This is a genomic window from Pseudoduganella sp. LjRoot289 (assembly GCF_964252925.1).
Classification (GTDB): domain Bacteria; phylum Pseudomonadota; class Gammaproteobacteria; order Burkholderiales; family Burkholderiaceae_D; genus Rugamonas.
This window is the reverse complement of sequence record NZ_CAXUPN020000001.1, coordinates 1,768,647-1,783,530: the sequence shown is the minus strand read 5'-3', so window position 1 is coordinate 1,783,530 and position 14,884 is coordinate 1,768,647. Positions and strand designations below refer to the sequence as shown.

Sequence of the window (14,884 nt, the reverse complement as noted above, 5' to 3'; positions counted from 1 at the left end):
CTTACGCTATGTTATCGATAACAGCCATAATAAATTAAAATAGCGTTACCGAGAGACCCGAGATCATGACCCCCAAGCAATCGCACTTCCGTTTCCTGTGCTCGTTCGTGTTTGTGTATTTTTTCGCCCAGGCCATGAGCGTGTCGCTGCTGACGGTCTGGCTGCGCAACACCTTGCACCTGAGCGGCACGGAAACCGGCATTGTGTTCGCCGCCAACGGCACCGCCGCCATGATCTCGCAGCCGATCTACGGCTTCGTGTCCGACCGGATCGGCGAACGCAAGCACCTGCTGTGGGTGGTTAGCGCGCTGTGCTCCTTGAGCGCCCTGTTCTTCATCTACGCCTACGCCCCCCTGCTCAAGTCCAACATCATGCTGGGCGCGGCGGTCGGCGGCATCTACCTGGGCGTGACCTTCAACGCCGGCAGCTACGCCATCGAATCCTATATCGACCGCATCGGCCGCCGCCAAGGTTTCGAATACAGCCGGGTGCGCCTGTTCGGCTCGCTCGGTTTCGCCAGCGCAGCCCTGTTCAGCGGCCGCCTCTACAATATCGCGCCTGAAATCAACTTCACGCTGGCCTCGTCGGCCGGACTGCTGATGCTGGCCCTGCTGCTGTTCTGGCGCACCGACAGCGGCGACGCCGGCGCCGCCAAAACCGTGGGCGCCGCCGACGGCGTGAGCCTGCGCGAAGCGTTGTCGCTGCTGCGCCGCGCCTCGTTCTGGCGCTTCATGGTGTTCATCCTGGGCGTGACCAATCTCTACCTGGTGTTCGACCAGCAGTTCGCGAGCTACTTCACGTCCATGTTCCCGGACCCGAAGACCGGCACGGCCATGTTCGGCTACCTGAATTCCCTGCAGATCTTCATCGAAGCCTGCGGCCTGTTCCTGTCGCCCATCCTGGTCAAGCGCATCGGCGCCAAGAACGGCCTGCTGCTTGCCGGCAGCATCATGATGCTGCGCATCGCCGGTTCCGGCCTGGCCGTCGGCCCGGCCTCGATCTCGGCCATGAAGATGCTACACTCGGTCGAGCTGCCCATCCTGGTGGTGTCCGTGTTCCGTTACATCGCCTATCATTTCGACAACCGCCTGGCCTCGACCATCTATATGGTGGGCGTCAGCTTCGGCCATTCGCTGGGCGTGTCCATCCTGTCGCCGGTCGCGGGCAAGAGCTACGACCTGATCGGTTTTTCCCACACCTACCTGGCGCTGGCCGCCCTGGGCGCGGTCTTCCTGGTCCTGTCGGCCTGGCTGCTGGCGCCGACGCCGCCGGAAATCACACGCGACGCCAAGGCCCCGCCGGCTGCGGCGAACGGGACCGACGCGGCCCTGGCCAACGCCCCCCACAACGCCAATTGAACCGTTTTCAAGGAGTTTTTGCATGACCGCCCCACTGAACAACGCCGCCATCGAAACGCTGGCGGCCTCCCCCGCCGTGCGGCGCTGGACCGCAGGCGGCCAGGCGCCGGACAGCGCCAACGCCGCCGGCATAGCCCGCGCGATCGAACAAGCGCTGGCCGCCGTCGACCGCAACCTGGCGCATTTCGGCGACAAGTTCCCCGAGCCGTCCAGCGTGGCCTCGGTGTATCCGGCCATGGACAACAGCGAGTGGACCAACGGTTTCTGGACCGGCATGCTGTGGCTGGCCTACGAGCTGACCGGCGCCCAGCGCTACCGCGACGCGGCCGAAGTGCACGTACGCAGCTTCCACCAACGCCAGCTGGAGCGCCACAACGTCAACCACCACGACCTGGGCTTCCTCTACAGCCTGTCCTGCGTGTCGGCCTACAAGCTGACCGGCAGCGCGGTGGCGGCCGAAGCGGCCATGGGCGCGGCCCGGCTGCTGCTCGAGCGCCACAACGCGCGCACCGGCATCATCCAGGCCTGGGGCGACCTGAACGACCCGGCGCAGAGCGGCCGCATGATCATCGACTGCAACCTGAACCTGCCGCTGCTGTACTGGGCCAGCGACTACAGCGGCGAAACGGCCTTCCGCGACGCGGCCAACCAGCATATCGAAGCGGCCGCGCGCCACATCGTGCGCCCGGACGGCTCGACCTTCCACACCTTCTTCTTCGACACCGCCACCGGCAAGCCGCGTGAAGGCAAGACGCACCAGGGCTACGCCGACGATTCGTGCTGGGCACGCGGCCAGGCCTGGGGCATCTCCGGCTTCCCGCTGGTGTACCGCCACAACGGCGACACGCGCCTGATCGCGCTGTCCAAAGTGTTGGCCAATTACTACCTGAACCGCCTGCCGGAAGACGGCATCTGCTACTGGGACCTGATCTTCACCGAAGGCGCCCAGGAGCGCGACAGCTCGGCCGCTGCGATCGCCGCCTGCGGCCTGCTGGAGCTGGCCAAAAACCTGCCCCTGCTCGACCCGCTGCGCGCCAGCTACGAAGCGGCCGCGCTGGGCATGGTGCAGGAATTGTCCGCACGCTACGTCAACACCGAAGGCCAGCCCGGCGGCGGTCTGCTGAAGCACGCCGTGTATCACAAGCCGCACGGCATCGGCGTCGATGAAAGCTGCATCTGGGGCGACTATTTCTATCTCGAAGCACTGGTGCGCCTGACGCGCACCTGGGAACCGTACTGGTAATTAATCAAAGACAAAGCAAGCAGAAACCAAGATGAAAATTGAACACCGATTCCTGGCGATCGACGAAGGCCGCCAGCAACTCTCCCTGGTCGACACGGGTAAAGAAGGCGTGCTGTGGACCAGGGACCTGGCCGCCTATCCGCTGGCGCGCGACATGCAGCGCCTGGACAGCGGCCGCGTGCTGATCGGCTACGACCGCGGCTTCTTCGAACTGGAGATCGCCACCGGCACCGTGGCCGCCGTGTGCGAACGCTGGGTCGACGTGACGGCGGTATGCCGCCGGCCCGACGGCAACACCCTGGTCACCGGCTTCAACCTGGACGGCACCGGCGGCATCAACGTGCTGACCTTGGACCGCGAGCTGAAACTGATCCACACGGCGCGCCGCGACGGCGACTACGTGCGCCTGATGCGCACCACCCCGCAGGGCACATACTTGCTGTGCATGAACGACCACATCCTGGAAGCCACGCCGGAACTGGTGGAACTGCGCCGCTACGCCGAGCCGGGCTTCGAGCACGCATGGAAGGCCGAGCGCCGCGCCGACGGCGGCACGCTGGTGTCGGCCGGCTACGGCGCCTTCATGGCGATATTCGACGACGAGGGACGTTGCATCCAGCGCTTCGGCGCACAGGACAAGGTGCCGGGCGCGGTGGCGCCGTTCTTCTACGCCAGCTTCGAGCAACTGCCCGACGGCCGCCTGCTGGTGGCGAACTGGCAGGGCCACGGACCGGACAACGGCAGCAAGGGCCGCCAGCTGCTGGAGTTCTCGGCCGACGGCCGCTTGCAGGGCAGCTGGTCGGCGGAAGACCGTTTCTCTTCACTCCAGGGCATCCTTGTTGTCTAAAAGAGACACAATACCGTATCCTCACGCAAAAAATTGTTATCGATAACGACCATTTATCGCAGGGCCCGCTGATCGCATAGCGGCCCTGCCCAGATCTCCGTATTGCGGCTACGTTACCGGCCGTGATGCTTTATCGTGGACCAGCGCAAGCTGGCTCCACGATTTTTTTTGCCCGCCGCCTGGCCAAAGTGATCAATTTATTGTCCGGGTTATCGATAAACTTATACGAAATTGATACATGCCGGTAAAAAAGGCATAAGTAACGGCTGAAACAATTGGATAGAATTGGTTCAACGCAATCGGTGTCACAAAGCGTTAAATTTTTTTTGCCCATGCGTGTTATCGATAACACCACAATAACTAAATAAAGAGACAGGGGAGCACAATGAAAAGACTGGGATCTCGCATCAAGCCCACGCGCATCGCCGCCATGCTTTTTTCGATCGGCATCATCGGAACGCTCTTGCCGCACGCCGCAGCCGCTGCGGACACCATCGACGTGCTGGCGACCGCCTATCAGCCGGCCATTAACGAGAGCATCGACGCCAACGGTTTCAAGCACCCCGCAGTCGGCCTGACCAAGGAAATGCTGGAGAACGTGCGCGCCCAGGTGCTGGCGAAAAAGGAACCGTGGAACACGCACTTCAACGCCATGCTGCTGTCGGGCACCGCGTCGAAGACGGCCACCTCCAGCAACGCTTCCGGCAGCGACCCCACCAAACCCGGCAGCCTGGCCTTCAGCAGCCAGGGCTTCAATTCCAAATTCATCGCAGACGGCCTGAAGGCCTACACCCAGGCGCTGCTGTATTACATCACCGGCGACGAGACCTATCGCGCGAACGCGATGCGCATCATCCGCATCTGGGCGCAGATGGACCCGGCCCAGTACGTCTACTTCGTCGACTCGCACATCCACACTGGCATTCCGCTGTCGCGCATGGTCGCCGCCGCCGAAATCCTGCGCTACACCAGCTGCCAGACGCCCGCGCTGGCGTGGACCGAGCAGGACACGGCCAATTTCTCGACCAACCTGATCAACCCGGTCATCGAGACCTTCCAGCACACCAACTACCGCTTCATGAACCAGCACCTGTATCCGCTGCTGGGCGCGATGTCGGGCTATATCTTCACCGGCAACCGGGCCCGCTACAACGAGGGCGTGGAATGGTTCACTGTGAACAAGACGGCCGAGGACCAGGGCCAGAACGGCGCCATCAAGGCGCTGTTCCGCCTGGTCGAGAAAAACGACGTCACCGGCGAAGCCGTGACGCCGGTGGTGCAGCACGTTGAAATGGGCCGCGACCAGGCCCACGGCGGTGGCGACATCACCAACGCCGGCATCCTGGCGCGCCTGCTGATCGCGCAGGACACCAAGGTCGATCCCGTAGTCGGCACCGCCTCCACCGCGCCCGACGCGGTCGGTCCCTACGAATTCCTGAACGACCGCATCCTGGACGCGGCCGAATACTTCGGTCGCTACATGACCGGCGACCAGCCGGCCTGGGTCCCGACCGCCTCGCATACCGACGCCAACGGCGTGCCGACCGTGGTCTACCGCGAGATCGCCAGCGGCTACCGCGGCCGCATGTTCTCCAGCACCTGGGAACCGTACTACTACTACAAATACGTCAAGGGCATCGACATCGCGCAGCGCGCCCCCTACTTCAGCCACATGTTCTCGATGCGCACCAGCTACAACTGGGACGGCGTGGATGGCGGCGGCGACTACTGGCTGTTCATGCCGGCGGCAGCCGAAGCCGAAGGCGCGCAACTGCTGATGAAGCCCATCGCCGACCCATACCGCGAAGTGGAAGACCGCTACACGGTGATCGAGGGCGACATCACCGCCATGCAGGACGAAACCGCGTCCTACCTGCAGGTCAATACCACGGCGGCCGGCGCCAAGCTGGCGGTGGTGGGTTACGGCAATTCGACCAAGACCTTCGCCATGAAGATCCGCACCAACGGCGTCGCGTCGCTGGAAGCGTTCGACGACACCATCGCGCTGCCGGACACCAAGGGTCAGTGGCGCTACATCAATTTCACGCTCGACAACTACCACGGCCTGTACGACGTCCTGTTCCTGACGTTCAAGGGCGCCGGCACCCGCGTCGACATCGATCACATCAACGTCTCGGGCGGCACCTTCACCGCACCGGCCTTCACGGAAGGCGATGCCGACCTGAGCCTGGTCACCTATGCGACCTCCAGCGCCGCAGTCGACCACAGTTTCGCGGCCACCGACGCCAGCACCACCGACGTGCTGACCTACCAGGTCGACGGCCTGCCGGCCGGCGCCACCTTCGACACCGCCACCGGCGCATTCTCGTGGCTGCCCACCCAGGCGGGCACCTATTCCTTCGTGGTCACCACGACCGACGGCATCACCGTCACCAGCAAGCTCGTCAAGATCGTGGTGACCGGCGACCGTCAGAGCGCCATCAGCACCGTCATCGCCGCCTATAAGCCCAATTCGCTGTACGTGTCGGCCAGCCTGGACACCTATAACGCGGCTTATGCGGACATCGTCAACGCGGCGGGCAGCGCCAGCGACGCGGTGTTCCAGCAAAAACTGACGGCGCTGACGACCGCCGTGACCGGCTTGCAGGAACTGACCCCGCTGCTGGCCGACGGCAGCATGAATTTCCTGAACATGTTCACCACGTCCACCTTCGGCAGCGCGGTGCCGCTGCTGCTGGACAACGCGGCCACCACCTGGTCGACGGCGCCGGGCACGTACGCGCCCAACCTCGCGCACATCATGGACTTCGGCCCGGACTTCAAGGCCTCTGCATCGACCTTCCAGATGCAGGTGCGCGCCAGCTTCCCTGAACGGATAGGCGGCGTGGCGATGTTCGGCTCCAACGACAGCGAAAACTGGACCCGTCTGACGCCGGGCCTGACCGTCATCTCGGACGACATGCAGACCCTGCAGGTACAGGAAGACCTGAAGAACCAGCGCTTCCGCTTCTTCAAGCTGCAAATGGTGGCGCCGACCTACGCCATCCTCGAAGTGGGCGAATTCCGCATCTTCGGCGCCCGCTACGAGACCGTCAACAAGATCTCGTCCGTGTCCATCAGTTCCGACCAGAGCCTGAAAAAGCGCATCGTTCCAGGCAACACGGTGAAAGTGACGTTCCAGTCCAAGGAAGCGATCAACAACGTCAATGTCCTGGTGCAGGGCCAGCCGGCCACGATCACCACCACCGACAACCTGAACTGGACCGCCACCTGGGTCGCGAACGCCACCGCCGCCACCGGCACGGTCAAGTTCGTGATCAATTACAAGACGGCTGCCGGCGCCGACGCCGAACCGTACCTGTTCACCACCGACAGCTCCTCGCTGTTCATTTCCGACCAGACCGGCCTGATCAATCCGATCGGCCTCACCACGCTGAGCGACTCCAGCGGCCGCAACCAGACCGACGTGCTGGGACAAATGAACGCGCTGCTGGACAGCAACCTCGGCACCTTCACCGACTTCCGCGTCAACGGCTCCGGTTACGGCGGCTGGCTCGAATTCGACTTCAAGGGCGGTGGCCTGGCCACGCTGAACCGGGTCGAAGTGATCGGCCGGCAAGACCAGTACGCCTCGCGCATCAATGGGACCGTGGTGCAGGGTTCGAACGACAACGCGACCTGGGACACGATTTCCCCGGCCTCGAACGGCTCGTCGGATTGGCAGACGCTGAAGATCAACAGCCTCACGCCATACCGCTATATCCGTGTACTCAACGGCAACCAGTGGTACGGCAATATGGCCGAGCTGCGCATGTATGGCGCGGTTGAATCGGTCAACATGATCTCCACCGCGTCGATCTCGTCGACGCAGGCGCTGCGTACCCGCATCGTGCCGGGCAACACGGTCAAGGTGGCGTTCACGGCCAAGGAAGCCATCAACAATGTGGCCGCCACCATACAGGGCGTGCCGGCCACCGTGACCACGGCGGACAATGTCAACTTCACGGCCACCGCCACCCTGCCGCAAGGCACGGCGGCAGGCGCGGTGACCTTCGCCATCAACTACAAGACGGCGGCGGGCAAGGCGGGCTACCCGAACACGGCCACCACGGACGGCACCCTGCTGACCCTGGTGGACGAGGCGGACACGATCAAGAACGTGACCAGCATCGCCACCTTGATCGATTCCACCGTGAACCGGACGGCGGCCACGACGCTGTCGATCACCAATTCCCTGTTCGACAGCAACCTGGGCACGACCACGGACTACCGCACCGGAACCGGCAACCTCGGCACCGGCAGCTACATCACGTTCGACTTCAAGACCGGCAACCAGGCCACCTTGAGCGGCGTGGAACTCGTTGCGAGACAAGACCAGACCGCCAGGGCAAAAGGCACGGTGGTCCAGGGGTCGAACGACAACACCAACTGGACCACCTTGACCGCGGCCGCGGTGACGACGGCTGACTGGCAAACCCTGCCCGTGGGCGGCGGCGTACCGTACCGCTATGTCCGCGTGTTTAACGGCAACAACTGGTTCGGCAACCTGGCCGAGCTGCGCTTCCACGGCACGGTGCAGGGCGCGGACACCACGGCGCCGACCACCACCAGCAACGCGCCGGCGGCGACTGTGAACCAGGACACCACCGTCACCTTCAGCGCCAGCGACTCGGGTTCGGGCGTCGCCACCACCTACTACAAGGTGAACGGCGGCGCGCAGCAAACCGGCACGGCGGCGGTGCTGACGACGGAAGGCGGCAACACGGTCACTTACTGGAGCGTGGACAAGGCCGGCAACGTGGAGCAGGCGCAATCGGCTACCGTGACCATACACCACCTGGCGGACGTCAGCGCCAGCGTGAAAATGACGCAGCAAGGCGCCACCCTCAACCGCGCCACCGGCAAATACGTCGGCAGCGTGACGGTGACCAACACCAGCGGCGCGGCGCTGCCCGGTCCGCTGCAGCTCAAGCTGAACGGCCTGACTTCGGGGCTGACGCTGGACAACGCCAGCGGCAGCAACGCCGGCGCGCCTTACGTCACCGTGGCCGGCCCATTGAACGCGGGCGCCACCGTCAACGTACCGCTGACCTTCAGCAACCCGGCCCGCAGCACCGTCAGCTACACGCCTGCGCTGTACCAAGGCAACTTCTAAGGAGACATAATATGAATATCGACATCAAGCATCGCTTCTCTTCCCTGCTGCGCCACCTGGCGCTGGCGGTAACGCTGGCGGCCGGCAGCAGTTTCGCCTCGGCCGGCGTAATCCACGTGGCTATCGACACGTCCACCTTCAACGCGGCCAGCGGCTACCTGGACATGCAGCTTAGCGCCAGCGGCGGCGTGCCGCTGGCCACCGCCGTGGTCAGCAATATGGTCGGTTTCGGCGGCATCGACCTGAACTTCGGCGTGACCGCGGTGGCCGGCGGTTTCGGCTTCCGCAACGACACGCCCAACTACCTGTCGCACACCGCCACCTTCGGCGGCCTGCTGTCCTTCGACCTGGCCTTCGACGGCGCCTACGATCCGCTGACCCAGTATGTGTCGCACTTCGTGGTGACCGCATACGACGAGGCCTTCGCACCGCAAGGCGCCTTCGACCAGGCGACCGGCGCGCTGGCCGATTTCAGCTGGACGCCGTCGCTCACCCAGGGCGGCAGCGGCAGCCTCGGCTTGGCCGTGTCCAACCAGAGCGTGACGGTCGTGCCCGAGCCGGCCGCCTTGCTGCTGATGGCCGTCGGCCTGGTCGCCATGGCACTGGTCTTGCGGCGCCGCAGCGTCCCGCCGCGCCATCGTCACGGCGCGGGCATGGGCTTCGGACTGGCCGCCTGAGCTTAAACCAGCAAGCCGAATGGCAGCGCCCCGCCCTTCCGTAACAGGATAGGCGGGGCGTTTTTTTTCAAGATGGAATGGTATCGATAGTCTTCGGCGGCTGGGCGGCGGCCGACGTCACCGCCTGCAAGAACGGCAAGATCGACGATTTCCGCATCTATCGCGGCGCCCTCGACCAGGCCGCGGTCACGGCGCTCTACACGGCCTGATGGCACGACCGTGATGCATCATCGTGGACAGCGCAAGCTGCTCCACGATTTTCTCTACACGGCTGCCTGCCCCTGCCTTCAACGAATCGCCGTCGGCGGCATGGCGGGCAAGGCGTACACCCTGACGCTGCGGCCGCCGGCCGTGGCATCACGCCCCGACACGTTGAGCGTGCTGCCGTTTACCACGATGGCCAGCTGGCGCGGCCAGCCGTCGACAGGAACGCTGAGCAGCACCGGCTGTCCGGCGCTCAGGAACCAGCGTCCCTCGGCCTGCCATAGCGCTGCGGAAGCGCCGTCCTTGGCGGCCTTCAGCGCATAGCCTTGCCCGGCCACCTCTTTGCCATGCCCCAGGAACAAGTAGTCCAGCGCGCCTGCGCGCTCGGCGGCGATGCCGTAGCGTCCAAGCAGGCGCTGGCCGGCGTGCTCATAGCTGGCCTTGTCGCCGTCGCCGGACATGATGGTCTGGCGGCGGCCGCCTTGCGTGCTCACGCGCAGCGCGACCGCGTGTCCCGCCCCCTCAGCCGGGACGATTTCCTCGACACCGAGCACGCTGGCGCCGGTGCCGCCCCCGCTGGCTTCGAACACCGCCGTAAAGGGCCGCGTCCAGGCCTGGCCGGACTGGCGCACCACCAGCGTCGGCAAAGGCAAGGCGTCTATTCCGGCGGGCAGCATGCCGGCAGGCCAGGCGGTTGACGGCGGCGCCTTGACCGAGAAGTACTCGCGCTTGGCGCCGCCCTGCAACCAGGCCGTCATGCTCACGCTGCGCTCCGGCAGGGCAAGGTCGAATTGCGCCTTGAGCGGACCTCCCGAGGTCAGCGATTTGCGGTCCCACCAGTAGTCATAGCCGATCAAGTCGTTGTCGGCGAACGCCAGCTTGGACGACGCGGCAACGGCAAGCGCTTCTCCGGACGGGGTCAGGAAGCGCATCGACTGGCCGAGATTGTGATAGATGTAGTCGTGATAGCGGTCCGCACCGTCGCGCCGGCGCGAGCGGAAGATGTCGATGAAATAGCCGGTCTTGTCATCAAGCCGCACGGTGCCCATCACCCGCTGCTGGTCTGCATCGGTCTCCGGCTCGCGGAACGCGACAGCGCTGAACGTCACCAGCGGGAAGGCGCCGGCAGCGGGTGTGCCCGGCTGCGGATAGACCGCCTGCACCGCCAGCGGGTGGTTGCTCTTCATCGACGCATAGGTCGATTTTCCGTCCACCACGACCGTGTTGTGCGCGGCGAACTGCGCGTAGTACTCCTTGTGGTCGAGCTGGAAGTATCCCGAGCCTCGCCCGCTTTCCGGCGCCAGGCTCAGTCCTTGCGCGTACAGTTCCATGGCGATGCCGTTGGCGTGCGCATGGTTGCCTGAAGAACCCACCTGCGAGATCACCAGTGCGTTGCCGCGCGCGCCCTCCTTGTCGTAGCCGTTGCGCTGGACCAGCCAGCTCGCGTTGGGCGCGTAGTAGGTCGGCGTCTGATAGGCAGCCAGCGCGCCAGCCGCCGGCGCAGGCCGCGCGCCGAGACCGGGCGCAGCGAGCGGCTCAGCGTTGGCCGGCGCGGCTGCCCCGAGCAGCAAGTGCAGCTTGTCGCCCTGCGGCGCACGCGCAGCCTGGCCGTCCCCGGCGCTACGTACCGCGTCCAGCAGCGCGCCGTATGACCGGGCGTCCGCAGTGCGGCCGTGTTGCACCGCATAGCTTCGCAGGCGCTCGATCGCGGCAGTGCGCATATAGTCGTAGCGCGTATCGCCAAAGCCGACCGTGCGGCCGTTCGGCAGCAGGTATTGCGGCAGCGCCGTCGCGGTGCGCGGCAGTATTGGCATCTGCGGCAGCAGATCGATGCCGAACACGCGTTCCAGCATCTCGAGGCACTCCAGATAGTCGCCCACCACGTTCATCGAGTAGCCGGGCGACTCGTTCCACATGGCCGACCTGCTGTCGTAGCCCGCGTCGAGCAGCCGGCGCAGCGACCATTGGCGCGCGCCTTTCCCTTCGATCACGGCCTGGACATAGTGCCGCTTGCCGTGCTTGTCCGGATAGTGCTCGTCGTCTCCCAGCACGGCGGCAATCTGCAGCACGAAGCGCGCCTTGATCAGATTCCAGTTATTCCAGGGCACGCCGTTGGCCAGTATCAGGTCCGCCCATTTCTTGAACGCGCCCTCGTGCACCGCGCGCTTGTCGCCCGCGCGCTGAGCGGCGTAGGCGCGCATGAAGTCGTAGGTCTCGGCCAGCGGTCCGGCGATGTCCTCGTGGATTACCTCGAAGGACTGCAAGCCGACCAGCGTCTGGTCGTGCCCGCGGTTCAGGTCGAGCGGCATCTCGCGGTAGTACAAGCCGCTCATGTAGGTATCGAAGATGTCGTAGGCGAATTTGGCGTAAGCCTCGTCACCGCTGTACCAGTAGACGAAGGCGGCATCGCGCGCCAGTTCGGCGATGCGCATATTGATGGACTCGACGATGCGGCCGGTCTTGGCCTGCGCTGCCCATTCCCACGGCTGGCCGGGCGCGCTCCTGTTCTGCAGATAGAGCAGGTCGTTCTCGCCCATGTAGGGTTTGACGTCCTCCAGTTTCGGCGTGGCATAGGCTGTGCTGGTGTCGCGCGCGCCGGTAAAGCGCACGGTGGCCACCGGCGCCGTGCCTTCGGCATGGTCATAGTAGCCATTCTTGACGTAGACCTGCGTATGCTTGGCCTGCCAGTACATCTGCAGGCGCGATACGATCCAGGCCGGATCGCCGGCGTGCCTCGCGACGTAGGGCTGCACGCCCGCGCGGATGGCTTCGTACAGCTTGGCGCTGGCGTCGTCGCGGGCGATGCGCGTCCGCAGCGCTTCGCGTCCAGCCTCCACGCCGGGCACCAGTACCGCCTGGGGGAGTGGCTGTAGACCACCTTGCCCGGCCTTGGCGCAAGCTTGCAACGCGAGGCCTATGGACAGGACGGCCAGCGCAAGCCCACGCGTGCTGAGCGCGCGCCGCCTGGCTGCGGGTCCGGCCCGGCGCACCGGTAGGGCAAGCGCCCGCTTTGCTGTCAATGCCATCATTTTCCGCTCCCGAGGAAGAGCACCGCAGTGGTGCCCGCCTTTAGCGGCAGGCTGGTTTTTCCCTGGCCTATCATGGCGCCACTGACCAGTTCCTGCACGATGCCCTTGCGCGGTGGCAGTTTCAGCGTGAACGTCTTGTCCTTGGAGCTGTTCATCGCGATAAGGTAGGGCCCGTAGCGCAATTCGTAATAGTCGGCGCGGCCGGCGTGGGCGTTGTCTTCGCCCGGCGCGTAGTTCGATCCGGGCGGCAGTTTCGCCACCGGCTGACGCTCGCCCGCGCCCCACACGCCGCCGTCGTCCGGATAGCGGATGCTGAAGCGGCTGCCGTTGATATGCGGATTGTCAGGCCTGGTGAAGAACAAACCGGACGGTTCATACTCCTGGCGGTCCAGTGCCACGGTGGCAGTACGGTCCGTCACCGGCGTCACGTAGTGGACGCGGGCCAGGCCCGATACGCCATAGTTGGCGCGCCAGTACAGCGAGGCGTACAGGATGTCCTCGCCGTACTTGACGGCCACCACGCCGTCCTCCTCGTCGGCGAACACGAAATCCGGCTGGCCCGGCGTCATCGGCAAGGCATGCGGCTGGGCCGGCAGCGCCTGCATCTCGGCATGCTCCTCGACGACGGCGATCAAGCCTATGGTGGCGCGCAGCCCGGGGGCCTCCATCATGTGTTCCACACTGGGGTAGAACTGCCGGTCCGCCGCCATCTGCTGCGCGTAGCCGAGCAGCCTGGGATCGCGCGTGGCCAGTGCCACCTGCAGCGGCGATGCATCCCACGACGCGCGCTGCGCATAGGTCACGTCGCCGGGACCGTAGGTGTCGCGCCAGCCTATCGCCGCTTCCAGCCGCATCGCACGGTTGCCCTGGGCGTCCCAGTGCGGATAGCGGAAATAGCCGCGCGCCTGCGCGATCTTGACCAGTTGCTCGCGGATGCGCAGGTCCCCCGGCGCCCCCTTGGACGGGCGGGTCGCGTCGTAAATCTCGGCCACCCAGTCCAGCACTTCGCCGTAGCCGCCGACGTAGCCCAGTTCCTTGGTCAAGCCTTTTTTCGTTGTTTCGTAATAATCCTTTTCGACCGCGAACTTCGCGTCCGCCTCCGCCGCCGCGTAGGTCGGCTCGCCGCGCTCGTTGACGCTGCCGGTCCACGGCGCCAGGCCGACCGACTCATAGAAGAAGGCCAGCAGCTGCTCGCGCGGATCCGCCTGCGCGCTACCGATGGCGATCAGGCCTTCGTTGTTGTACCAGATGCCATACAGATCCTTGATCATCGACTGGTTGGTGTACAAGCGCCTGTGCTCCTTGTTCCACTTGCGGCTGTCGGTGAACATGGCCTCCAGCGCCTGGCGGCGGCTGATCGCGCGGCCGTCGGCGTCCGCCACTTTCCCATCGAGTTCCGCCTGCAGATGCGGCGCGGTGGTTTTCAGCGCCATGCCGATCAGGCCGAAACCGAACCAGCCTTCGTTCGGGGTCGCCTTGTCGTAGTAGGCGATGCTGCGGTCCTTCTTGTAGTTCTCCCACATCGCGTCGATGCCGGCCACGATGGCGGCCAGGTTCTGCGGCGCTGCGTGCCCCTTGCTCCATGCCGTAGCGAAGGTCTTGCCGAGGAAGGCGATCTCCAGTTGGCCGGGCGGCCGCTGCGCCGCCCACAACTGCGCCACTTGCGCGTCCACACGCTGCTGGACTCTTTCCAGCACGGCCGCGCCGCCGCCTGCCTGTACCGGCGCGGCGGGCGCCCTGCCCTCGACCTTGTCGAGCGGGACCATCTTGCCGCCGTGGACGAGCAGCGCATAGAAGCCGCGCGTGGGCTCGGTCATCGGCTTCTGGAAGCGGGAGAACTCGGCGCCGTAGCGCCAGATCGGGCCGCTTGCCCGCATCCTGCAGGCGATTTCGCGCTTGCCCCTGGTGAGCGCCAGCGGCAAGGGATGGGTCACATAATGGAAGCGCCCGGGCGCCACCGCGTACTTGCTGCCCTGGTCGAGTATGTCCACGTCGCTGGCATGCCGTTGGCCCAGCTGCTTGCCGTCGCAGTACAGGGTGGCGTGGTTGCTGTTCACATCCTCCCCCCACAGCTTCACGCTGAGGTAGTTCTGCGCGTCGCCGCGCACCTTGAGCCGGAACGCGGCCGAACCGCCGCGCCACTCGCCACCGCCCAGCGGCAGGAAGCGGCGCAGCGGCTGGCCCAGCGCGCCGGCGGCGGCCTCGCTGGCCTCGGCTGCCAGGCCGTGCGCCCGTTCCGAGGCAGGGTCCCCGAAACGCAGCAAATCGATCGTGTCCGACGCACGCGCGGACGGCGGGAACGCGGCGATGATCAGCGCCAGCGCGCCCGGCAGCGCGCGCAGACGCAAAGTTGGTAGATGCATGATTGTTTCCGTATAGGTGGCGACTCAGTCCGGGCGGCGTTGAAAAA

Annotated in this window: 8 protein-coding genes; 6 read left to right on the top strand and 2 right to left on the bottom strand. The window is 65.3% G+C overall.

Annotated features, from left to right (window positions below):
* Positions 1-65 precede the first annotated feature (65 nt).
* The 6 genes from ACSQ8Y_RS07700 to ACSQ8Y_RS07675 all read left to right on the top strand — a co-directional run bounded on the left by ACSQ8Y_RS07700 (position 66) and on the right by ACSQ8Y_RS07675 (position 9,450).
* Positions 66-1,358, top strand: a complete 1,293-nt coding sequence (locus ACSQ8Y_RS07700; protein WP_436265860.1) for an oligosaccharide MFS transporter — start codon at positions 66-68, stop codon at positions 1,356-1,358.
* A gap of 22 nt (positions 1,359-1,380) precedes the next feature.
* Entirely contained in the window at positions 1,381-2,601 is a 1,221-nt protein-coding gene (locus ACSQ8Y_RS07695; RefSeq protein WP_436265859.1) for a glycoside hydrolase family 88 protein, read from the top strand.
* A 31-nt stretch (positions 2,602-2,632) separates the two neighbouring features.
* Positions 2,633-3,448, top strand: a complete 816-nt coding sequence (locus ACSQ8Y_RS07690) for a hypothetical protein (RefSeq protein ID WP_436265858.1) — start codon at positions 2,633-2,635, stop codon at positions 3,446-3,448.
* Between the two features lie 385 nt (positions 3,449-3,833).
* Positions 3,834-8,564, top strand: a complete 4,731-nt coding sequence (locus ACSQ8Y_RS07685) for a discoidin domain-containing protein (protein ID WP_436265857.1) — start codon at positions 3,834-3,836, stop codon at positions 8,562-8,564.
* Positions 8,565-8,575: 11 nt separating this feature from the next.
* The gene (locus ACSQ8Y_RS07680; RefSeq protein ID WP_436265856.1) at positions 8,576-9,241 is read left to right on the top strand and encodes an NF038129 family PEP-CTERM protein; all 666 of its coding nucleotides are present in this window, start codon (positions 8,576-8,578) and stop codon (positions 9,239-9,241) included.
* Positions 9,242-9,318: 77 nt separating this feature from the next.
* On the top strand, positions 9,319-9,450 hold the full coding sequence (locus ACSQ8Y_RS07675; protein WP_436265855.1) for a hypothetical protein: 132 nt from the start codon (positions 9,319-9,321) through the stop codon (positions 9,448-9,450).
* 78 nt (positions 9,451-9,528) lie between these two features.
* Here the strand turns inward: ACSQ8Y_RS07675 and ACSQ8Y_RS07670 are convergent, their stop codons facing one another.
* Entirely contained in the window at positions 9,529-12,474 is a 2,946-nt protein-coding gene (locus ACSQ8Y_RS07670; RefSeq protein ID WP_436265854.1) for a heparinase II/III domain-containing protein, read from the bottom strand.
* Positions 12,471-14,837: a hypothetical protein gene (locus ACSQ8Y_RS07665; RefSeq protein ID WP_436265853.1), complete on the bottom strand. Its 2,367-nt coding sequence runs from the start codon at positions 14,835-14,837 to the stop codon at positions 12,471-12,473. The genes ACSQ8Y_RS07670 and ACSQ8Y_RS07665 overlap by 4 nt, the downstream gene beginning before the upstream one ends.
* Between the last annotated feature and the right edge of the window lie 47 nt (positions 14,838-14,884).